The sequence below is a fragment of the Amycolatopsis sp. NPDC005003 genome, assembly GCF_053600695.1.
This window is the reverse complement of the sequence record NZ_JBSGAI010000007.1, coordinates 213,365-233,359: the sequence shown is the minus strand read 5'-3', so window position 1 is coordinate 233,359 and position 19,995 is coordinate 213,365. Positions and strand designations below refer to the sequence as shown.

21 protein-coding genes and 2 tRNA genes are annotated in these 19,995 nt (G+C 69.8%); 15 read left to right on the top strand and 8 right to left on the bottom strand.

Annotated elements, in window-relative coordinates:
• Positions 1-146 precede the first annotated feature (146 nt).
• The 4 genes from gyrB (at position 147) to ACWED2_RS11400 (ending at position 5,532) form a co-directional block, all read left to right on the top strand.
• Complete coding sequence (gene gyrB / locus ACWED2_RS11415) at positions 147-2,114, top strand: DNA topoisomerase (ATP-hydrolyzing) subunit B (RefSeq protein ID WP_449690334.1); 1,968 nt, start codon at positions 147-149, stop codon at positions 2,112-2,114.
• Between the two features lie 50 nt (positions 2,115-2,164).
• On the top strand, positions 2,165-4,702 hold the full coding sequence (gene gyrA / locus ACWED2_RS11410) for a DNA gyrase subunit A (RefSeq protein ID WP_449690333.1): 2,538 nt from the start codon (positions 2,165-2,167) through the stop codon (positions 4,700-4,702).
• A 50-nt stretch (positions 4,703-4,752) separates the two neighbouring features.
• Positions 4,753-5,409 (top strand): DUF3566 domain-containing protein, encoded by a 657-nt coding sequence (locus ACWED2_RS11405; protein WP_449690332.1) that lies wholly within the window; start codon positions 4,753-4,755, stop codon positions 5,407-5,409.
• Between the two features lie 49 nt (positions 5,410-5,458).
• A tRNA-Ile gene (locus tag ACWED2_RS11400) sits at positions 5,459-5,532 on the top strand.
• A 129-nt stretch (positions 5,533-5,661) separates the two neighbouring features.
• Here the strand turns inward: ACWED2_RS11400 and ACWED2_RS11395 are convergent.
• A complete protein-coding gene (locus ACWED2_RS11395; RefSeq protein WP_449690378.1) occupies positions 5,662-5,895 on the bottom strand; it encodes a DUF3631 domain-containing protein in 234 nt (77 codons plus the stop codon).
• 42 nt (positions 5,896-5,937) lie between these two features.
• On the opposite strand from ACWED2_RS11395, the gene ACWED2_RS11390 reads away from it, so the two are divergent.
• From ACWED2_RS11390 to ACWED2_RS11370, 5 genes are all read left to right on the top strand, one after another.
• Entirely contained in the window at positions 5,938-6,516 is a 579-nt protein-coding gene (locus ACWED2_RS11390) for a hypothetical protein (protein ID WP_449690331.1), read from the top strand.
• A 326-nt stretch (positions 6,517-6,842) separates the two neighbouring features.
• Positions 6,843-7,010: a DLW-39 family protein gene (locus tag ACWED2_RS11385; RefSeq protein ID WP_285987514.1), complete on the top strand. Its 168-nt coding sequence runs from the start codon at positions 6,843-6,845 to the stop codon at positions 7,008-7,010.
• Positions 7,011-7,041: 31 nt separating this feature from the next.
• Positions 7,042-7,114: transfer RNA gene (locus tag ACWED2_RS11380), tRNA-Ala, on the top strand.
• Between the two features lie 96 nt (positions 7,115-7,210).
• Entirely contained in the window at positions 7,211-8,146 is a 936-nt protein-coding gene (locus ACWED2_RS11375; protein WP_449690330.1) for an ATP-binding cassette domain-containing protein, read from the top strand.
• Positions 8,143-8,886 (top strand): ABC transporter permease, encoded by a 744-nt coding sequence (locus tag ACWED2_RS11370; protein WP_449690329.1) that lies wholly within the window; start codon positions 8,143-8,145, stop codon positions 8,884-8,886. The genes ACWED2_RS11375 and ACWED2_RS11370 overlap by 4 nt, the downstream gene beginning before the upstream one ends.
• Here ACWED2_RS11370 and ACWED2_RS11365 read toward each other — a convergent pair.
• Genes ACWED2_RS11365 through ACWED2_RS11350 form a run of 4 tightly spaced genes read right to left on the bottom strand, consistent with a single transcriptional unit; the run spans position 8,870 to position 14,291 of the window.
• Entirely contained in the window at positions 8,870-11,560 is a 2,691-nt protein-coding gene (locus tag ACWED2_RS11365) for an ATP-binding protein (RefSeq protein ID WP_449690328.1), read from the bottom strand. The two genes, ACWED2_RS11370 and ACWED2_RS11365, sit on opposite strands and share 17 nt — an antisense overlap.
• Positions 11,557-12,948 (bottom strand): alpha/beta fold hydrolase, encoded by a 1,392-nt coding sequence (locus ACWED2_RS11360; protein WP_449690327.1) that lies wholly within the window; start codon positions 12,946-12,948, stop codon positions 11,557-11,559. The genes ACWED2_RS11365 and ACWED2_RS11360 overlap by 4 nt, the downstream gene beginning before the upstream one ends.
• Before the next feature lie 52 nt (positions 12,949-13,000).
• Positions 13,001-13,639 (bottom strand): pyridoxine/pyridoxamine 5'-phosphate oxidase, encoded by a 639-nt coding sequence (locus ACWED2_RS11355; RefSeq protein ID WP_449690326.1) that lies wholly within the window; start codon positions 13,637-13,639, stop codon positions 13,001-13,003.
• Position 13,640: 1 nt separating this feature from the next.
• The gene (locus tag ACWED2_RS11350; protein WP_449690325.1) at positions 13,641-14,291 is read right to left on the bottom strand and encodes a hypothetical protein; all 651 of its coding nucleotides are present in this window, start codon (positions 14,289-14,291) and stop codon (positions 13,641-13,643) included.
• Positions 14,292-14,373: 82 nt separating this feature from the next.
• Here ACWED2_RS11350 and ACWED2_RS11345 point away from each other — a divergent pair, with 82 nt between their 5' ends.
• On the top strand, positions 14,374-14,904 hold the full coding sequence (locus ACWED2_RS11345) for a DUF2020 domain-containing protein (RefSeq protein WP_449690324.1): 531 nt from the start codon (positions 14,374-14,376) through the stop codon (positions 14,902-14,904).
• A 146-nt stretch (positions 14,905-15,050) separates the two neighbouring features.
• Entirely contained in the window at positions 15,051-15,503 is a 453-nt protein-coding gene (locus tag ACWED2_RS11340) for a DUF6918 family protein (RefSeq protein ID WP_449660347.1), read from the top strand.
• A 63-nt stretch (positions 15,504-15,566) separates the two neighbouring features.
• On the opposite strand, the gene ACWED2_RS11335 is transcribed toward ACWED2_RS11340, so the two are convergent.
• The gene (locus tag ACWED2_RS11335) at positions 15,567-16,106 is read right to left on the bottom strand and encodes a hypothetical protein (RefSeq protein ID WP_449690323.1); all 540 of its coding nucleotides are present in this window, start codon (positions 16,104-16,106) and stop codon (positions 15,567-15,569) included.
• Positions 16,107-16,260: 154 nt separating this feature from the next.
• Here ACWED2_RS11335 and ACWED2_RS11330 point away from each other — a divergent pair, with 154 nt between their 5' ends.
• Both ACWED2_RS11330 and ACWED2_RS11325 read left to right on the top strand, forming a co-directional pair.
• Positions 16,261-16,779, top strand: a complete 519-nt coding sequence (locus tag ACWED2_RS11330) for a peptidylprolyl isomerase (RefSeq protein WP_449690322.1) — start codon at positions 16,261-16,263, stop codon at positions 16,777-16,779.
• Positions 16,780-16,976: 197 nt separating this feature from the next.
• Positions 16,977-17,771 carry a rhomboid family intramembrane serine protease gene (locus tag ACWED2_RS11325; RefSeq protein ID WP_449690321.1) on the top strand — a complete coding sequence of 265 codons (795 nt, stop codon included), beginning with the start codon at positions 16,977-16,979 and terminating at the stop codon, positions 17,769-17,771.
• On the opposite strand, the gene ACWED2_RS11320 is transcribed toward ACWED2_RS11325, so the two are convergent.
• Complete coding sequence (locus ACWED2_RS11320; RefSeq protein WP_449690320.1) at positions 17,768-18,145, bottom strand: PH domain-containing protein; 378 nt, start codon at positions 18,143-18,145, stop codon at positions 17,768-17,770. The two genes, ACWED2_RS11325 and ACWED2_RS11320, sit on opposite strands and share 4 nt — an antisense overlap.
• Before the next feature lie 112 nt (positions 18,146-18,257).
• On the bottom strand, positions 18,258-18,524 hold the full coding sequence (crgA, locus tag ACWED2_RS11315) for a cell division protein CrgA (protein ID WP_043787021.1): 267 nt from the start codon (positions 18,522-18,524) through the stop codon (positions 18,258-18,260).
• Between the two features lie 243 nt (positions 18,525-18,767).
• On the opposite strand from crgA, the gene ACWED2_RS11310 reads away from it, so the two are divergent.
• Together ACWED2_RS11310 and ACWED2_RS11305 are read left to right on the top strand one after the other, a co-directional pair.
• A complete protein-coding gene (locus ACWED2_RS11310) occupies positions 18,768-19,790 on the top strand; it encodes a class E sortase (protein ID WP_449690377.1) in 1,023 nt (340 codons plus the stop codon).
• On the top strand, positions 19,790-19,945 hold the full coding sequence (locus tag ACWED2_RS11305; RefSeq protein ID WP_086853103.1) for a hypothetical protein: 156 nt from the start codon (positions 19,790-19,792) through the stop codon (positions 19,943-19,945). The genes ACWED2_RS11310 and ACWED2_RS11305 overlap by 1 nt, the downstream gene beginning before the upstream one ends.
• Positions 19,946-19,995 lie beyond the last annotated feature (50 nt).

Genomic DNA, 19,995 nt, shown 5'->3' with positions numbered 1-19,995 from the left:
CCGGGATACGTCAAGACTCGGCTCGAACCGATTTCGTCCGTCTGTGACGCGTTCAGGGGTGTCCTTGCCGCATGTCAGCGGACGCGGCCAAGTACACTGGAGAGGAGCGAGTGTCCGCTCGGGCGAGACGAGGAGAAACAACGCCGGTGACCGAGAACAAGAGCGAGTACAACGCGTCGTCGATCACGGTGCTCGAAGGCCTCGAAGCGGTCCGCAAGCGCCCCGGCATGTACATCGGTTCCACCGGTGAACGCGGGCTGCACCACCTCGTCCAGGAGGTCGTCGACAACTCCGTCGACGAAGCGATGGCCGGGTACGCCACCAAGGTCGAGGTTACCCTCCTCGCCGACGGCGGCGTCCGCGTCGTCGACGACGGCCGCGGCATCCCGGTCGACATGCACCCCAAGGAGCAGAAGCCGACCCTCGAGGTCGTGCTCACCGTGCTCCACGCGGGCGGCAAGTTCGACAGCGACTCCTACGCGGTGTCCGGCGGCCTGCACGGCGTCGGCGTCTCGGTGGTGAACGCGCTGTCGACGAAGCTGCTCGCCGAGGTCAAGTACGGCGGCCGCAGCTGGCGCCAGGAGTACACCGACCAGATCCCCGGCCCGCTCGAGGACCTCGGCCCGGCGAGCGAGACCGGCACCACGATCACCTTCTGGGCCGACGGGAACATCTTCGAGACCACGACCTACAACTTCGAGACCATCTCGCGCCGGCTCCAGGAGATGGCGTTCCTCAACAAGGGGCTGACGCTGTCCCTGCGTGACGAGCGCGTCGCGGACGAGGAGACCGAGGCGGACGCCGAGGGCAAGGTCGCGCGGGTCAAGGAGAAGACCTACTGCTACCCGGGCGGGCTCGAGGACTTCGTCAAGCACATCAACGGCAGCAAGGACCCGATCCACTCCAGCGTGATCTCCTTCGACGCGAAGGGCACCGGCCTCGAGGTCGAGGTCGCGATGCAGTGGAACAACGGCTTCACGCCGTCGGTGTACACCTTCGCCAACACGATCAACACCCACGAGGGCGGCACCCACGAAGAGGGCTTCCGCGCCGCGCTGACCCGCGTCGTCAACGCGTACGCGCGCGACAAGAAGCTGCTCAAGGAGAAGGACGCCAACCTGACCGGTGACGACGTGCGCGAGGGCCTCGCCGCGATCGTCTCGATCAAGCTGTCCGAGCCGCAGTTCGAGGGCCAGACCAAGACCAAGCTGGGCAACAGCGAGGCCAAGACGTTCGTGCAGCAGACGTCGAACGAATGGCTGGCGGACTGGTTCGAGCGCAACCCCACCGAGGCGAAGACGATCATCAACAAGTCGATCTCCTCGGCGCAGGCCCGGATGGCCGCGCGCAAGGCGCGTGACCTGGTCCGCCGCAAGGGCGCGCTGGAGATCGGCGGCCTGCCCGGCAAGCTCAAGGACTGCCGCTCGACCAACCCGGCGGAGTGCGAGCTCTACATCGTCGAGGGCGACTCGGCCGGCGGCTCGGCCAAGGAGGGCCGGGACTCGATGTACCAGGCGATCCTGCCGATCCGCGGCAAGATCATCAACGTCGAGAAGGCCCGGATCGACCGCGTCCTCAAGAACACCGAGGTCCAGTCGCTGATCACCGCGCTCGGCACCGGCATCCACGACGAGTTCGACATCCAGAAGCTGCGCTACCACAAGATCGTCCTGATGGCCGACGCCGACGTCGACGGCCAGCACATCACGACGCTGCTGCTCACCCTGCTGTTCCGGTTTATGACGCCGCTGATCGAGCACGGCCACGTCTTCCTCTCGCGGCCGCCGCTGTACAAGATCAAGTGGCCGCGGGCCGAGCCGGAGTACGCCTACTCCGACCGCGAGCGCGACGCCGTCATCCAGGCGGGCGTCGAGGCCGGGAAGCGGCTCCCGAAGGACGACGCGATCCAGCGCTACAAGGGTCTCGGCGAGATGAACGCCGAAGAGCTGTGGGAGACCACGATGGACCCGGCCAACCGGCTGCTGGGCCAGGTCACCCTCGACGACGCCGCCCAGGCCGACGAGCTGTTCTCGGTCCTGATGGGCGAGGACGTCGAGGCCCGCCGCTCGTTCATCACGCGCAACGCCAAGGACGTGCGCTTCCTGGACGTCTAGGCGTCCCCCGTTCTTCGCCCCGCTAGGCCCCTGCACCCGAGAAGGACCTCATGACGGAAACCTTGCCGCCGGCTCCGGACCACGACCGGATCGAGCCGGTCGACATCCAGCAGGAGATGCAGCGCTCCTACATCGACTACGCGATGAGCGTCATCGTGTCGCGCGCGCTGCCGGACGTCCGGGACGGCCTCAAGCCGGTGCACCGGCGGGTCCTGTACTCGATGTTCGACTCCGGCTTCCGGCCGGACCGCGGGTACAACAAGTGCTCGCGCGTCGTCGGCGACGTCATGGGCAACTACCACCCGCACGGCGACTCGGCGATCTACGACGCGCTGGTGCGGCTCGCCCAGCCGTGGTCGATGCGCTACCCGCTGATCGACGGGCAGGGCAACTTCGGCTCGCCGGGCAACGACCCGGCGGCCGCCATGCGGTACACCGAGTCCCGGCTCGCGCCGCTGGCCATGCAGATGCTGGCCGACATCGAAGAAGACACCGTCGACTTCTCCGACAACTACGACGGCCGCACGCAGGAGCCCGACGTCCTGCCGTCGCGGTTCCCGAACCTGCTGGTCAACGGCGGTTCCGGGATCGCGGTCGGGATGGCGACGAACATCCCGCCGCACAACCTGCGCGAGGTCTCCGACGGCGTCGTCTGGGCGCTGGAGAACCCGGAGGCCACCGACGACGAGCTGCTGGCCGCGCTGCTCGTCCGGATCAAGGGCCCGGACTTCCCGACCAAGGCGATGATCCTCGGCACGTCCGGCATCGAGGACGCCTACCGCACCGGCCGCGGCTCGGTCCGGATGCGCGCGGTCGTCGAGGTCGAGGAAGACGCGAAGGGCCGCACGATCCTGGTCGTGTCGGAGCTGCCGTACCAGGTCAACCCGGACAACCTGGTGGAGAACATCGCGAACCTGGTCCGCGACGGCAAGCTCACCGGCATCTCCGACATCGCGGACGAGTCCAACAGCCGCTCGGGCATGCGGATCGTCATCACGATCAAGCGGGACGCGGTCGCGAAGGTCGTGCTGAACAACCTGTTCAAGCACACCCAGTTGCAGCAGAACTTCGGCGTCAACATGCTGGCGCTGGTCGACGGCGTGCCGCGCACGCTGCGGCTCGACCAGATCATCCGCCACTACGTGAAGCACCAGATGGACGTCATCGTCCGGCGGACCCGCTTCCGGCTGCGGAAGAAGGAAGAACGCGCCCACATCCTGCGTGGCCTGGTCAAGGCGCTCGACGCGCTCGACGAGGTCATCGCGCTGATCCGGCGGTCGCCGTCCGCGGACGAGGCCCGGCCGGCCCTGATGACGCTGCTCGACATCGACGAGATCCAGGCCGTCGCGATCCTCGACATGCAGCTGCGGCGCCTCGCGGCGTTGGAGCGCCAGCGGATCATCGACGAGCTGGCCGAGATCGAGCTCGAGATCGCCGACCTCAAGGACATCCTCGAGAAGCCCGAGCGGCAGCGCGCGATCATCCGCGACGAGCTGATGGCGATCGTCGACAAGTACGGCGACGACCGGCGCACGCAGATCGTCGGCTTCGGCGGCGACGTCAGCGACGAAGAGCTCATCGCGGTCGAGGACGTCGTCGTCACGATCACCCGCACGGGGTACGCCAAGCGGACGAAAACGGATCTCTACCGGTCGCAGAAGCGCGGCGGCAAGGGCGTGCAGGGCGCGACGCTGAAGCAGGACGACATCGTCCAGCACTTCTTCGTCTGCTCGACCCACGACTGGATCCTGTTCTTCACGAACAAGGGCCGGGTGTACCGCACCAAGGCGTACGAGCTGCCCGAGGCCAACCGCAACGCGCGCGGCCAGCACGTGGCGAACCTGATGGCGTTCCAGCCCGACGAGCAGATCGCCCAGGTCATCGAGATCAAGAACTACGAGGTCGCGCCGTACCTGGTGCTCGCCACCAAGCGCGGCCTGGTGAAGAAGACCAAGCTGACGGACTTCGACTCCAACCGCTCCGGCGGCCTCATCGCGATCAACCTGCGCGAAGGCGACGAGCTGGTCGGCGCGGTGCTGGCGGCGGCCGAGGACGACCTGCTGCTGGTGTCGGCGGAAGGCCAGTCGATCCGCTTCCACGCGACCGACGAGGCACTGCGGCCGATGGGCCGCCCGACGTCCGGCGTGATGGGCATGCGCTTCAACGACGGCGACGAGCTGCTCGGTATCAGTGTGGTCAAGGAGGGCAAGTTCCTGCTTGTCGCCACCGACGGCGGGTACGCCAAGCGCACGGCCATCGAGGACTACCCGGTCCAGGGCCGCGGCGGCAAGGGCGTGCTCACCATCCAGCACGACCGGAAACGTGGCAGGCTGGTGGGAGCACTGATCGTCGACGCCGAGGACGAGCTGTACGCGATCACCTCGAGCGGCGGCGTGATCCGCACACCGGCGGGCGACGTGCGCAAGGCAGGACGGCAGACGAAGGGGGTCCGGCTGATGAATCTCGGCGAAGGAACCACTCTTCTCGCCGTCGCACGCAACGCGGACGAGCCCTCGGACGTCGCCAATGGTGACGCTCCCGAAGCGCCGGAAGCGGCTGACGAGACGACGGCGCCGTCGGAGCAGTAAGTTCACAGCAACGGACAGCGCCCCACGGCACGGGTAAGGACTGACTCTTCGTGACACCGACCGAGAATCCCGAGGCAGCGGGTTCGAACGGAACGCCGGCCAGCCCGCCCTGGCAGCGGGTCGACAAGGAAGGCGACGCCGAAGCAACGGTCAAGCTGGCCACGGACGAGCCTTTGGCCGGCGAAACGCAGCCCGTCGCCGCCGAACGCCCGGTGGTGACGGGCAGCGCGGCCCCCCGCCTCTTCGGCGGAGCCCCGGAAACCCCACCCCCGGGCGCGGAGGTCCCCCCGGCCTCGACGCAACGAGCCCGCCCGAGCGCGTTGCGCCGCCCAGGCCGCGGCCCCCGCCGGGCGTCGCTGCAGGTCAAGCGGTTCGACCCGTGGTCGGTGCTGAAGCTGTCCCTGGTACTGGGCGTGGCGATGTTCTTCGTCTGGCTGGTGGCGGTCGGAGTCCTGTACACGGTGCTGGACGGCATGGGTGTCTGGGACAAGCTGAACGGAACATATTCGTCCCTGGTGGGCGGCGAGGGAGCCAACGCCTCAGCCGAACCCCTGATCAGCGCCGGCCGAGTGTTCGGCATCGCAGCCATCCTGGGCGCGATCAACATCGTCCTGGTCTCGGCCCTGGCCACGGTCAGCGCGTTCATCTACAACGTCTCGGCCGACCTGGCCGGAGGCCTGGAGGTCACCTTGTCCGAACGAGAGTGACCCGGTTGCAGGGCCCCTTCGGGGGTCCTGTAAAGTTCTCCTCGTTCAAGGGCCTATAGCTCAGGCGGTTAGAGCGCTTCGCTGATAACGAAGAGGTCCCAGGTTCAAGTCCTGGTAGGCCCACGCAAGTCAAAGCCCGGTTTACATCCATTGTGAGCCGGGCTTTTTGCTGTCGGCCTGACTAACTGTCTGACTACATCTCTCGGCCCTACGGCTCCGCCAGCGTCCGTTGTCACGTCCCCAGGCCGCCACTCAGCCGCGACGTCGTCCAGCAGGAAGGCCGGGCCCGACGCGACCCGGCGCGCCGGGCGGGAGGTAGCGGCTCCAGGCGTCGGCAAGCCCGCCGTCGCCGTCGATGCGATAGCCCTTGAGCGTCTTGCCGCTGACCTTGAGGTCCTTCGGCCGGATCAGGTACCGGTCAAGTTCCTTGGCCAGGCGGGCTTTCATGACCTGGGTGGAGCCACCACGTTGTTCGCACCAGCAAATAGCTCGGTGTCGTTTCGCCAGGTCCGGGCTTAGCTTCAGGCAATGGCGAACGAACTGACCATTCCGCTCCTACCTTGTCCTTCCATCGACGAGATCGCGTCGTTCTACGAGATGCTCGGCTTCGAGATCACCTATCGGCAGACGCGGCCGAATCCGCACGTCGCGGTGCGGCGGGAAGACATCAATCTGCACTTCTTCGGGATGGACGGCTACGACCCGGCGCAGTCGTACAGCACCTGCCTGGTCATCGTGGCGGACACCAGTGAGCTGTTCGAGGCCTTCGCGGCGGGAATGCGGTCCGTGCACGGGAAGCTGCTCGTCTCCGGCATTCCGCGGATGACCCGGCCGCGGCTGCGCAACGACCGGTACACCGGGTTCACCGTCGTCGATCCGGGTGGCAACTGGATCCGGATTCACAAGGCCGGCAAGGAACCCGAGGCGCGGACCAAGCTCGCCAAAGCCATGGAAAACGCCGCGAGGCAGGCCGATGCGCGCGGCGACGAACGCCAAGGGCTGAAGATCCTGGAGGGCGCGTTGAAGCGGGCGACCGGCGACGAACCGGAGTTCCGGGCGGCGCAGGAGTACCGCGACGAGCTCATCGAACGGGTCAACGGGCTCTGAGCCACCTCACAGGTCAGCCCTGCCGGGAAGAGAAGGCCGGCAGGGCTGAGCGAACACGGTCGGCGCGCCGCACGGTCGCCTCTCGGCGAGTGGCGCATCGCGGCTCCAGCCTGACGGAACTCCGCGGAGGCGATGAGGTGAGGCCCGGGGGACACGGTGGGCACACCGACCACTACCTACAACAGGACGGACCGGTCCGGTATTTCCCGGTGTGTGTGACGTGCGTTACCAGTGGTTCCACGTGGAACCACCAGTGCCTGCCACTCGCTCCGGCCGGGTGCAGTAACATCGCGGGGTAAGGGAAGCAAGCTGAGAAGGGGGCTTCGGTGAAGAAGCTGCTGGCACTCGCGGTCATCGCGGGCGGCGTCCTGTTCGTCGTCAAGCGCAACAAGGCGGCCAAGGCCGAGGCCGACCTTTGGCGCGAGGCGACCGCTCCGGTTCCCTCCACCAACGGCACCACCCCCGCCAAGCCGGCGGGCGCTTCCCAGAACTGATCCTCGCGCGGGCGGCCCACTGCCCGCGTCCGGGGCTGTAGCTCAATTGGTAGAGCACCGCCTTTGCAAGGCGGGGGTCAGGGGTTCGATTCCCCTCAGCTCCACATCCCGAACGGCCCGCACCAGCGTGCGGGCCGTTTCCGTACCCGGGTCAGACCTGTGTCAGGTCGGTGTCAGGCCGTCCTCCGACAGTGGTTCCCATGACCGACCTGGCGATCACGGCCTCGAAACTCCAGAAGGCCTACCAAGGCAAAACCGTCCTCGACGGCATCGACCTCGAAGTCGAAGCCGGCACCATCTTCTCCCTGCTCGGCCCCAACGGCGCCGGGAAGACCACCACCGTCAACGTCCTCACCACGCTCGTCAAGGCCGACGTCGGCAGCGTCCGGGTCGCCGGGCACGACGTCGCCACCGAAGCCAAGGCTGTGCGGGCCGCGATCGGGGTCACCGGGCAGTTCGCCGCCGTCGATGAACTGCTCAGCGGGCAGGAAAACCTGCAGCTCATGGTCGACCTCAGCCGGGGCGGTGCCGGCAAGAACACCGTTGCCGAGCTGCTGGAGCGGTTCGAGCTCACCGAGGCGGCGCACAAACCCGCGTCGACCTACTCCGGGGGCATGCGGCGGAAGCTCGACCTCGCCATGACGCTCGTCGGACGCCCGCGGATCATCTTCCTCGACGAGCCGACCACCGGCCTGGACCCGCGCAGCCGGCGGACCATGTGGGCGATCATCCGCGACCTCGTCGCCGACGGCGTCACCATCTTCCTCACCACGCAGTACCTGGAAGAAGCCGACCAGCTCGCCGACCGCATCGCCGTGCTCGACCAGGGGCGGCTGGTCGCCCAGGGCACCGCCGGCGAACTGAAGCGCCGGATCCCCGGCACCCACGTCCGGCTCCGCTTCACCACCGCCGCCGAGCTCGACGCGGCCGCTCGGATCCTCACCGATGCCACCCGCGACGACGAAGCCCTCGCCCTGCGCGTGCCCAGCGACGGTGGCACGAAATCACTCCGGTCCCTTTTGGACAGGCTCGACGAATACGCGCTCAGCGCCGAAGAGCTCTCCGTCCACACCCCCGATCTCGACGACGTCTTCCTCGCCCTGACGGGCCACGCCACGGAGGTTCCCGCGAAATGAACGCCCACTCGATCGTGATGCTGCGCCGCAACTTCAAGCACATCGCGCGGAACCCGGTATCGGTGTTCAACGCGGTCCTGATGCCGGTCGTCGTCATGCTGATGTTCGTCTACATGTTCGGTGACGCCTTCAGCGTCGGCGTGGACTACGTCGACTACGCGACGCCGGGGCTGATGCTGCTGGCCGTCTGCTACGGGCTCGGCGCCACCGCCACCGCGGTGAACTCCGACATGACGAAGGGCATCATCAACCGCTTCAAGGTCATGGACGTCTCCCGCGGCGCGGTGCTGACCGGGCACGTCGTCGCCAGCGTGCTGATCAACCTGATCGCCATCGCGGCCCTCCTCGGCGTCGCCTTCCTGCTCGGCTTCAGCCCGGCGGCGGGCTTCTTCGGCTGGCTCGGCGCGTTCGGCGTCGTGGTGCTGCTCGGGTTCGCCACCGGCTGGCTCACGATCGCTCTCGGCCTGGCGGCGAAGACGCCGGAAACCGCGGGCATGGCTTCCGTGCCGCTCGTCATGCTGCCGTTCTTCAGCAGCGCGATCGTGCCCGCGGACAAGATGGGGCCCGGCCTCAAGCAGTTCGCCGAGTACCAGCCCTTCACGCCGATCATCGAAACCCTGCGCGGGCTGCTCAACGGGACGCCGGCCACCGGCACGCTGATCGCCGCGCTGGCCTGGTGCACCGGGATCGCCGTCGTCGGCTACCTGTGGGCGTCGGCCACCTTCAAGAAGCGAGCGTGACCGCGGCCAGTTCCGGCCAGCTCGCTGCCGCCCCCGCCCGCGTCGCCTCGGTGAACCCCTCGTCACCGAGGCGACGTCGTGCGGTCTCCTCGATCCGGCCCACGTCCGGGTGCGACCGGTCCGGCAGGCCCCGGACCCCCGCGCTCGCTCCCAGCAACCGCGCGGCCTGCTCGTCCTGTCCGGTGCGCAGCGCCAGGTCCGCGATGCCGACGAGAATCCGCGCGATCGTCAGCGGATGTCCGGTCTCGGTCGCCGCTTCGAACGCCGCCGCCCAGTGCGCACGGGATTCGCCGACGTCCTCGGCGAGGTAAGCGAGCAGGTCCTCGGCCACCGCCCGGACGATGGCGCGTTCGGCGTCTTCGCCCAGCATCGCCGTCGCGACGTCGAGCTGGCGACGCGCCTGGACGGTGTCACCGCTCCAGCGCGCGAGCTCGGCCTTGGCCAGGGCGAGCTCGGCCTGCGCGTTCGGCCAGGCCACCCCCTCCGCGCACCGCTGGGCCTCGGCCAGCGCGGCCGCGCTCGCCTTTTCGTCGCCCAGCAACCAGTACAGCTGGGCCTGCCGCGACCGCATCCGCACGACGTCCTCGATGGCGCCGACCTCGGTCACCACCTCGATGGCCTGCTCGTAGTACTCGCACGCTTCCGCGAACTCCCCGCGCACGGTGATGCGGTCCGCCAGCTCGGTGAGGGCGAACGAGGTGCCCCACCGTTCGCCGAGTGCGCGGAACTCGGCGACGGCCGTCTCGAGCAGCGTGTCCGCTTCCCGGCCGCCGTGGCCGAACTGGACGCGCATCTTGCCCAGCTGCAGCCGGGCCACCGCGCGCACCCACGGGTCTTCGTCGGCGAGCAGCGGCTCGAACGCCGTCAGCGCTGCCTCCGGTCCGTGCAGCAGGCGCTCCAGCGCCGCGGCGAACCGCAAGGCCAGCGGCGGGTTTTCGACCTGCACGCCGATCTCGTACGCCTTGCGGATCCAGTCCTCCGCGCGGTACTCGTCGCTCTGCTGCCCGGACGTCACGAACTGGACGACGAACGTGTAGACCAGACCGCGGATCTCGTCGGGCACCTCGCCGGGCACGGCCGTGGCCGCCATGACCAGCTCGTTGCCCTCCGCCCGGTGCCCGGCGAGCCACCAGTACCAGCCGGCGGTGGCCGCGAGCCGCATCGCCTCGGCCGCTTCGCCCGCCGCGAGTGCTCCGCGCATCGCCGCGGTGATGTTGTCGTGCTCCGCCTCGAGCGTGGCGAGCCACGTCAGCTGCTCGGCGCGGCGAAGGTGCGGCTCCGCGGTCTCGACGAGCTCGGTGAAGTACGCCAGGTGAGCACGCCGGGCCACGTCCGTCTCGCCGGCCTCGGCGAGCCGCTGTCCGGCGTACTCCTTGATCGTGCCGAGCATGCGGTAGCGCTCGCCGACGACCACCACCAGCGACTTCTCGGTCAGCGACGTCAGCAGGTCGAGGACGTCGAGGGCGTCGTCGTTGCCGCAGATCCGCTCGGCCGCCTCCAGGCTCGCCCCGCCGGAGAACACCGAGAGGCGTCGCAGCACGACGCGTTCGGCGTCGGAGAGCAGCTCCCAGCTCCAGTCGATCACCGCGCGCAGCGTCCGGTGCCGCGGGAGCGCGGTCCGGCTGCCGCCGGTGAGCAGGCGGAACCGGTCGTCGAGCCGGTGCGCGAGCTGGTCGAGCGACATCGTGCGCAGGCGCGCGGCGGCGAGTTCGATGGCCAGTGGCATCCCGTCCAGCGCCCGGCAGACGCGCGCCAGGGTGCCGGCGTCCACCGCGAGGTCCTTGCGCACCGCGCCGGCCCGGTCCCGCAGCAGCCGGACCGCCGGAGCGGCCTCGATCTCGGCCGGATCCGCGTCCTCCGCCGGCAGGACCAGCGGCGCGACCTGCCACAGCGCCTCACCGGTGATGCCGAGCGGCTCCCGGCTGGTCGCGAGGATCCGCAGCCGGCGGCACTCCCCGAGCACCCGGTGCGCGAACGCCGCCGCGGACTCGATGACGTGCTCGCAGTTGTCCAGGATCAGCAGCATCGAACGCTCGCGCAGGGCGGCGATGACCCGTTCCGTCGGCTCCGCGTCCGGTGCCTCGCCGACGAGCGAGTCCCGCAGCTTGAGCGCCCCGAGCGTGGCCTGGGCGACGTCGTCACCGGGGCCGATCCCCGCCAGCTCGACCAGCCACGCGCCGTCCGGGAAGTCGCCGAGCAGCGTGCGCGCGGTTTCCGTGGCCTGCCTGGTCTTCCCCGAACCGCCCGGCCCGATCAGGGTGGTGAGCCGGTGTTCGGCGACGAGCGCGCGGACCGCGGCGACATCGGCGTCCTTGCCGACGTAGCTGGTCAGCTCGGCCCGCAGGTTCGTCTTCCGGGTCTCTTCCCGACGGCCGAGCTCGCCGCGCAGCAGCGCGACGTGCACTTCGGACAGCTCCGGTGACGGGTCGACGCCGAGGGAGTCGGCCAGGGTCTCCCGCGTGCGCTCGTACGCGAGCAGCGCCTCGGTGTCGCGGCCGGTCGCGACCAGTGCACGCATCAACGCGGCGACCAGCCGTTCCCGCATCGGGTGCGCGGCGACCAGGTCGGTCAGCTCGGTGACCAGCTCCGCGCCGCCGCCGAGCCGGACCTCCGAACAAGGGCGAGGGACACCGTCCGACACCGAAGTGCGGGACGCGGTCTTCGCGGCCCTCACCGCAGGAAGCTGAGCACCGCGTCCCGTCCCGCGTGGCCGCGCTCGCGGTTCTGGATCGAGTGCGACTCGCCCGGCACGACCACCAGCTCGCCGCGCGGGGCGCGGGCCGCCTCCTCGCGGGCCCACTCCACCGGTGTCGACAGGTCGCGGTCGCCGTTGAGCAGCAGGACCGGGACGTCCGGCAACGACCCCGCCGGGTTCGAGCCCGGGCGTTCCGGCGGCCACGGCAGGCAGCTCTGGATGAACCCCTGCTGCGTCGCGACGCCGGTCGTGTACGGCCAGGTCGCCGACTCCGGCAGCGCGCGGGAAGCCAGCGACAGCAACGGACGGCGGAGCGCGAGCGGGGTCGCGGCGGAGCCCCACGGGAACCGGCCGTCCGCGCACAGCGTGGCTGCGTGGAGGCCGGCGCTGAACGCCGCCGGGTCGTCGCCGCCGGACTTGTACGCCTCCAACAGGTCGTCGAGCCGTGCCGGGGCGCCGCCGCGGGCTTGGTGCAGCGCGCCGATGATGTCGCCGGCCGCCGGGTTGCGGTAGGTCGGGTCGGCGAATTCGTACGACACCACCGTGTCGAAGATCCGCACCCCGTCCGCCGTGCTCCGGTGGCGGACCACCCACGCCAGGTCCTCGGCCGGGTCGTAGCCGCACGCCGGGGCCACCGCGCACGCCTCGCGCAGCACGCGCGCCTCCGCCGTCATGCCCGTCAGGTACAGCGACGCCGAGGCGGAAGCGTGGTGCGGCAGCACCGAATCGAGGATGACCTTGCTGACGTGGTCCGGGTGCGCGATCGCGTACCGCGCCGCCGTGAAGGAGCCGTACGAGACGCCGTCGACGACCAGCTTCGGCACCCCGATTGCCTGCCGGAGCTGGTCGAAGTCCGCCACGCTCTGGTCGGTCGAGTACAGCGGTGCCGTGTCGCCGAGGATGCGCGCGCACTCCTGCACCGCGCCCACGGACGGCGTTGCGATGTCCGAACTGCCCATCTCGGCCTGCAGCCCAGGACACTGCAACGCCCCCGACGGCCCGGTGCCGCGCTGGTCGAGCATGACGATCCGGTAGTCCCGCGCGACTTCCGGCAGCCGGAGCTTGGCGATCCGCGAGATGGTGCGGACGCCGTCCTGGCCGGGGCCGCCGGTGAGGAACAGCAGGACACCCTTGGGCGCGTCGGCGTTGTCCGCGGTCGCCACGGGTAGCCGGAGGGTGCCCGGCACGCGGCCGGTGTGGTCGAGCGGGACGGTCAGCATCGAGCACGTGAAGCCCGGTTGTCCCGGGCACGGGTGCGGATCCGTCAGCTTCGGTCGTCCCCCAGGACGCGCGTCGGCCGCGGCCACACCCCCGAGTGCGGCGGTCAGCGCCAGGACCAGCCCGGCGGTCAGGATCTTCGAGCGCATGCCTGCATCATGCGCACACGCGCGCCGGGCACGCATACCCCCGAACGGCTCGTCACGGCCAGAGGCGCTCGCGGACCCAGCCCTCGCCCGACTTCCGGTACCGCAGGCGGACGTGCCGCCGGTCGTGGCGGGCCTGCCAGAACTCGACCTCGTCCGGGTCGACGAAGTACCGCGTCCACGTTTCCGGGGCCACGTCCGGGTTGTCCTCGACCCAGCGCTCCGCCTCGGCGGCCGCGGCGTCGAGCTCCGCCGGGTCGGGCAGCACCTGGGACTGGTGGCCGATGAACGCCTCGACGCGCGACGCCGGCGGCCGGGCGAGGAAGTCCGCCGCCGACACCTCGGGCGCGGCGGGGGAGACCGGGCCGCGCAGCCGGACCTGCCGGCCGCGGCCGGGCCAGAAGAACGTCAGCGCGGCTCGCGGGTCCTTGCGCAGCTGCAGCCCCTTCGGGCTCTCCGAACTGGTCGCGACCGCCCAGCCGGCCGGGCCGACGTCCTTGAGGATCACCACGCGCGCGTCGGGCGCGCCATCGGCATCCACTGTGGACAGCGTGACCGCGTGCGGGGCGAGCACGTGCTCGCCGGCTTCGGCCAGCCACTCGAGGAACAGCGCCTGCGGGTCCGGCGGCGCCGTTTCCGGCGTGAACACGGGGAGTTCTTCGGGGAACGACGGCCAGCCGCGCAACTGCACCATGTCAGTAACCGTACGGACCCTGCTGGGGCGCCTGCCCGGGCGGTGGGTAGACCGGCGGCCGCGGACCGGTCGGGCCGGCGTACGGCGGAGGCGGCACCTGCGGCGCCGGCGGCGGCATCGGGTGCTGCGGCTGCTGCTGGGCCTGCTGCCACTGGATCTGCTGGTAGACCTCGGCGGGCTGCGGGAAGCAGTACGTCAGCTTGGCGTTGACCGAGCCCTGGACCGCGGCGCCCCAGAACTTGCCGCCGACGAACGCGTACATCTGCCCGGCCGAGAGGTCCACCGCGACCATCCGCGTCTCGCCGCCGAACTGGTTGCCCGACTTCGCCGACGCGGCCTGCGCGGCGTCCGGGTACACGCGGCCGCCGACCAGCCCGGCGATGACGACGGACGCCGCCGTCAAACCCATGGTGCCGACCAGGTTCGCGCGGGCGTGCTGGGTGGCGCGGCCGGTGAAGTCGTACAGCGCGGCCGCGGTGACCTCGGGAACGGCGGCGGCGACCACGCAATAGTTCATCGTCGAGAGCAGCACCGACTCGGTGAACAGCCCGACGACGGCCGTGGCGGGCCCGATCTGCACGGTGTTCAGCCGGCCGCCGGCCCGCTGGATGCGCTCGGCCATCGCGCCGAGGTACTGCTCGGGGGTGAGCACGCCGCCATCGTCGCACGCCCGGTCGTCACGCCGACGTCAGCCAGCGGTTTTCACACACGCTTCGTGGTTCACTGTCCCCGCTATGCGACGACTCGTACTTCTCGCGCCCGCCGTGGCCCTGCTGGCCGGCTGCAGCGCCACCATCGTGACCGGCACCGCGGCGCCCAGCCCGCCGTCCGCGTCCACCGCAGCGGGCACCGGCAGCCTGCCACCGGACCCCCAGCCCGGCGCGACGGAAGACTGCCCGTACCTCGACAGCGAGTTCGTGGCCGAGTCGAACGGCCAGCACGTGTCGAAGGTGCGCGTGTCCGCCGACCAGCCGCACCCGGCGTGCTTCTTCTACCGCCCGGACGGGAAGGTCCAGCTCACCGTCCGTGTCTACGTCGGGGACGCGAAGACGGCGACGGCGCTGGTCAACAAGGCGGCGCCGCTCGACTCGTCCAACCCGGCGAGCGACCCTTCCGGCTGGAAGGGAGGCTATTTGTCGACCGACGACGGCGCTGTCTACGCGGTCGCGAAGGGGGCTACGGCGGTCATCGCTTCCACCAACCAGAAACAGAGCGTAAAGGCACGCACAGTGGTCAAGAAGGCTATCGCTGCCCTGAAGCTCTAGGTAGCGACCTCCGCACGGGTGAGTGATGTTGATCTTGTATTACCCTGTGCGTCACGCGCAGGCTTCGTGGACTCGCGCACCGCAGCCGCCGGGGACCCCCACCCCGGGGCGGGGCACCAACTCTGCAACGACAAAGGACAAGATTCGTGGCTGACACCCTCAAGGAAATCCTGCTCGACTCCGGCCGTCGCCCGGCTGTCGTCTCCGACTTCGAGAGCCTCGTCGACGCCGAGGTCTCGGACAAGGGCGGCGTTTCGGGTGCCGTCGTGAAGACCGGCTTCGCCGCGGTCAAGAAGATCAAGCCGGGCATCATCCCCTCGGCCGTCGACACGCTGCTGCCGGACTTCGCCTCCGCGCTCGAGCCGTTCTACGGCGACTACCGGGCCAAGGGCGGCAACGACTTCGGCGCCTACCTGTCCAGCCGCTCGGACGAGGCTTCCGACGCGCTGCTGAGCGTCACCGACTCGCGCGCGGAGAAGAGCAGCCGCGACAGCATCAAGAAGGTCTACTCGAAGCTGCGCCCGAACGGCAAGAAGAACGTCGAAGAGGCGCTGCCGCGGCTCGGCCAGCTGATCGACAAGCACGCCGCTGCCGTCTGATCGGTTTCAGGCACGACTGAAGAGGCCCCCGGTTGCACCCCCGGGGGCCTCTTCGCGTCGTGTTCAGTTCTTCTTTTCGGCCGGCGCCGCGGACGGAGCCTTGCCGTTCGCCTGCGCGGCCGGCTTCGCCGGTTCGGCGGGCTTCGGCGGTGCGGGCGGGGTGGCCTTCGGCGGCGCGGGCGCGACCGGCGGCTCCTGCTTCGAGCGGACGACGTAGGCGGCACCGGCGCCGACCACGACCAGGCCCAGCAGCCACGGCCACTTGCGACGGCTGCGAGTGCCCTTGGCGGCCGACTTGGCCTCGGACACAGCGGCGTAGAAGTCCTTCTTCGCCGCCTTGAAGTCCTTCTTGCCGCGGCGCTTCGACTCGCCGGCCGCCTTCGCGGCCTTGATGGCGGCCTTCTTCGCCTTGCGACCCGGCTTGCGCAGCTCGGACAGGCGCGCGAGCGCCTCCTGGCGAGCGGCCTTCGAGCTCTTCTTGAGCTCCTTGCGGGTCAGTTCCGTCTTCTTCGCGAGCTTCTTCTGCGCGCGCCGCCCCTGCTTGACACCCTCGGTGACGAGTTTGTCGGCGGTCTCGACGGCCTGGGCTGTCGCCCGGGACATGGGCTTCACCTCATCATTCGTTTTGGCACTGCTCTGTTACCCGTAACCTATCGTGCCCCTTTTTCCGCTCGCCCGCTCTGCCCTTCTGGGGTCAAACCCCAGACCCCAGCCGGGGGGAGCCCCCCGACCCCCCAAAGCCGCGTGAGATGGCACGATGGCATTCGTGAAAGCTACGCTGCACACCAACCAGGGTGACATCCACCTCAACCTGCTCCCGGACCACGCGCCCAAGACGGTCGCGAACTTCGTCGGGCTGGCGGAAGGCACCAAGGAGTACACCCAGCCGAACGCGGCGGGGACGAACTCCGGTCCCTTCTACGACGGGTCGATCTTCCACCGGGTCATCGACGGCTTCATGCTGCAGGGCGGCGACCCGACCGGCACCGGCCGCGGCGGCCCCGGCTACAAGTTCGGCGACGAGTTCCACCCGGAGCTGCAGTTCAGCAAGCCGTACCTGCTGGCCATGGCCAACGCCGGGCCCGGCACGAACGGCTCGCAGTTCTTCATCACCGTCGCGCCGACCACCCACCTGAACTTCCGGCACACGATCTTCGGCGAGGTGGCCGACCAGGAGTCGCGCAACGTCGTCGACGCGATCGCCCGGACCGCGACGGGGCCGGCGGACCGCCCGCTGACCGACGTCGTGATCGAGAAGGTCAGCATCGAGCACTGACGGCTTCGTCGCGAGGGTTTCGGTAGGTTGGTCTCATCGTGAACCAACCGCCGAACCCCGCCGCCGAACAAGCCGCGCTCCCCGGGTGCTGGTGGCACCCGAACCGCCCGACCGGACTGAGCTGTTCCCGGTGCGGGCGTCCGGCGTGCCCGGATTGCCTCCGCGAAGCCCCCGTCGGTTTCCAGTGCACCGACTGTGTGCACTCGGGCGGCCAGGAGCAGCGCCGCCAGCACCGGGGGTACCAGGAGGCCGGCTTCGGCCAGCGCACCGTCTTCGGGGCGCGCCTCTCCCAGTCGGTGCTGGTCACCCAGGTCATCCTCGCGGTGAACGTCCTGGTCTTCCTCTTCACCGCCTTGCAGGCCCAGAGCCTCAACGACAACGACTTCTCGGCCGCCTTCCAGCGCGGCAGCCTCTACGTCGACGCGACCCTGGGGCACGGCGAGTGGTGGCGGGTCCTGACCAGCGGGTTCCTGCACTACGGGCCGATCCACATCGCGGTCAACATGTTCTCGCTGTGGATGATGGGCCGCGCCCTGGAGCAGATCTGCGGCCGCGGCCGCTACCTCGCGCTCTACTTCACCTCGATGCTCGGCGCGTCCGCCGCGGTCCTGCTCTTCGACGACCCCCAATCGCGGACGGCCGGCGCGTCCGGCGCGCTGTTCGGCCTGATGGGGGCCTACGCGGTGATCGTGGTGAAGCTGCGGCTGAACCCGACCGGGCTGATCATCACGCTCGCGCTGAACGCCTTCATCACCTTCGGCATCTCGGGCATCTCGATCTACGCGCACGTCGGCGGGCTGGTCACCGGAGCGCTGGTCACCGTCGCCCTGCTCTACGCGCCGCAGGTCAACCAGGCGCGCTGGCAGGCCGTGGGGCTCACGATCATCGTCCTGGCGATCGTCGGCCTGCTGGCGTACCAGTCCGCGCAGTACGGGTCGGTGACCTGCGGATTCGTCCCGTACCGCGGTATCCAGACCTACTTCTGCGCCTAGCCGCGCGCCCGCAGTGTGCTGAGGACGTCCAGGACGTCTCGCGGGTCTTCGCCGAGGTCGAGCCACCCGAAGACGTACAGCTGCTCGTCGTGCTCGATCTCCAGCGTGACGCCGTCGCGGCCGAATCGCCTGGTGGTGCGCAGCCGGGTGCGCGTCCGCGCCCACGGCAGCCGGTGCGTGCCACCCAGCGTCCGGGCCACCAGGCCCTCGGCGTCGGCCGCCAGCCGCGGGCGGACGACCGTGGCGTGGGCGGCGAACGCTCCGACGGCGACGGCGGCCAGTGCGAACAGCACCAGCCCGCCGCGGTCGCCGGTCAGCGCGTCGATGACCACGCCGGCCAGCAGCAACGCGGTGACGGCCCAGGCCGATACCACAACGGCCTGCCGAGGCGCCCAGGAGGTGGGGTAGTTATCCACAGGGGTTATCCACACTGGGGATGAGTCACACCGCTGTAATTCGACGTCAAGCCGCCGATCGGAGTAACAATCAACGCCAGCGCATCGTCATGAGCAGACCCGCGATCATCAGCGCGAACCCGCCGGCGAAGTTCCAGTTGCCCAGGTCGGCCATCCAGGAGATCTTGTCCCCGGCGATGTAGTTGACCAGCAGCCACACCAGCCCGAGCAGCATCAGCCCGAACATCGGGATCTTCCAGGCCAGGCCGGTCGGCCCGGCGGCCCGCACCTTCACCGGCGTGCGCCGGTCGGCGGGCGGGGTGTACGCGGTCTTCTTGCGGACCTTGGACTTGGGCATCGTGTGTTCCTCGCGGTGCTCTTCGGGCTCGTCTGGTGGCGATGTCCCGCTGAGGGTGCGCAACCGGCGCCACGTGCACACGTTAACGTAAACGACCGCAGGAAAGCAGCGGCCGGGAGTGGTCGGATTTCCCGTACCGTGACGTCGGGGTCACCAAGTGTTGGACGCGGCTTGAGAGGAGCTTGCGTGACTACGCGCGAAGGGCCGGATGACGACCGGCGCAGAACCCCCGGTCAGCGGCCCATGCCCCCGCGCCGTCCCGTGCCGCCGCCGCGCGGCCAGGTGCCGCCTCGCCAGCCCCAGCGCGGCCCCCAGGGGCAGCCGCCCCGGCGTCCGCAGGGCCCGCCGTCCCGCCGCTACACGAGCCCGCCCCCGCCGCCCGGCTCGAGCGAGGAGACGGTCGTCTTCGCCCCGGTCGGCAAGGGCGGCACCGCGACCGCGGAGAAGCCCGGCCCGGCCCCGCTCGGCAAGGGTGGCGTCGCCATCCGGACGGCCGGCGAAATCCTCATCACGCTGGGCCTGGTCGTGCTGCTGTTCATGGTCTACGAGCTCTACGTGACCGACCTGTTCTCGGCGGGCAAGCAGTCCGAGGCGAGCGACCAGCTCGACGGCGAGTGGGCGCACGACCGCACGCTGCACCCCGAGCTGATCGACGGCAAGGCGTTCGCCCGCATCCACATCCCCAGCTTCGGCGTCGACTACAACTTCACCATCCAGGAAGGCACCGACGACGCCGCCCTCGAGGTCGGCCCCGGCCACTACAAGGGCACCTCGCTGCCCGGCGAGCCCGGCAACTTCGCCGTCGCCGGCCACCGCGTCGGCAAGGGCGCCCCGTTCAACGACCTGGACAACCTCTCCTCCTGTGACCAGATCGTGATCGAGACCTCCAGCGACTTCTACATCTACAAGGTCCTGCCCTACGACGACGAGGTGAAGGACTGGGCCGGCGGCAAGGGCGCCGACCCGAAGTGCAAGGGCGTCTCGACCCTCCGCGACCCGAACGCCGAAGACGGCGGCGCGTACAGCGAGACCTTCGGCCGCAAGGTCGTGCTGCCCAGCCAGGGCACCGCGGTGAACCCGGTCCCGTACAAGGGCGCCGACGCGCTGCCGAAGGCCCAGCAGGCCGCGCTGCTCACGCTCACCACCTGCCACCCGCAGTTCTCCGCCAAGGAGCGGCTCATCATCACTTCGGTGCTGACCCAGCAGGTGCCGAAGGACCAGGTCAAGAACTACGGCGACCTGCTCGCGAAGATCGGGGAGGCCTGATGTACGCCTGGATCTGGCGGAAGCTCCCCGGCCCGTTCGCGGCGAAGCTGACGATCTCGGTCGTGCTGGTGCTCGGCGTGATCGCGCTGCTGATGTTCGTGGTGTTCCCGTGGCTGGAGCCGCGGCTGTGGTTCAACGAGGTCGCGGTCAACTGAGCCGGAACCCGGCGGCCGCGCGGTCCGTTCCCTCTCTCGGGAGAGGGGAA

Coding starts and splice junctions, on each gene's coding strand:
- gyrA (WP_449690333.1), top strand. CDS start 2,165: ATGACGGAAACCTTGCCGCCGGCTCCGGACCACGACCGGATCGAGCCG.
- ACWED2_RS11390 (WP_449690331.1), top strand. CDS start 5,938: ATGGCGAACGAACTGACCATTCCGCTCCTACCTTGTCCTTCCATCGAC.
- ACWED2_RS11375 (WP_449690330.1), top strand. CDS start 7,211: ATGACCGACCTGGCGATCACGGCCTCGAAACTCCAGAAGGCCTACCAA.
- ACWED2_RS11370 (WP_449690329.1), top strand. CDS start 8,143: ATGAACGCCCACTCGATCGTGATGCTGCGCCGCAACTTCAAGCACATC.
- ACWED2_RS11360 (WP_449690327.1), bottom strand. CDS start 12,948: ATGCGCTCGAAGATCCTGACCGCCGGGCTGGTCCTGGCGCTGACCGCC.
- ACWED2_RS11355 (WP_449690326.1), bottom strand. CDS start 13,639: ATGGTGCAGTTGCGCGGCTGGCCGTCGTTCCCCGAAGAACTCCCCGTG.
- ACWED2_RS11345 (WP_449690324.1), top strand. CDS start 14,374: ATGCGACGACTCGTACTTCTCGCGCCCGCCGTGGCCCTGCTGGCCGGC.
- ACWED2_RS11335 (WP_449690323.1), bottom strand. CDS start 16,106: ATGTCCCGGGCGACAGCCCAGGCCGTCGAGACCGCCGACAAACTCGTC.
- ACWED2_RS11330 (WP_449690322.1), top strand. CDS start 16,261: ATGGCATTCGTGAAAGCTACGCTGCACACCAACCAGGGTGACATCCAC.
- crgA (WP_043787021.1), bottom strand. CDS start 18,524: ATGCCCAAGTCCAAGGTCCGCAAGAAGACCGCGTACACCCCGCCCGCC.
- ACWED2_RS11310 (WP_449690377.1), top strand. CDS start 18,768: ATGCCCCCGCGCCGTCCCGTGCCGCCGCCGCGCGGCCAGGTGCCGCCT.
- ACWED2_RS11305 (WP_086853103.1), top strand. CDS start 19,790: ATGTACGCCTGGATCTGGCGGAAGCTCCCCGGCCCGTTCGCGGCGAAG.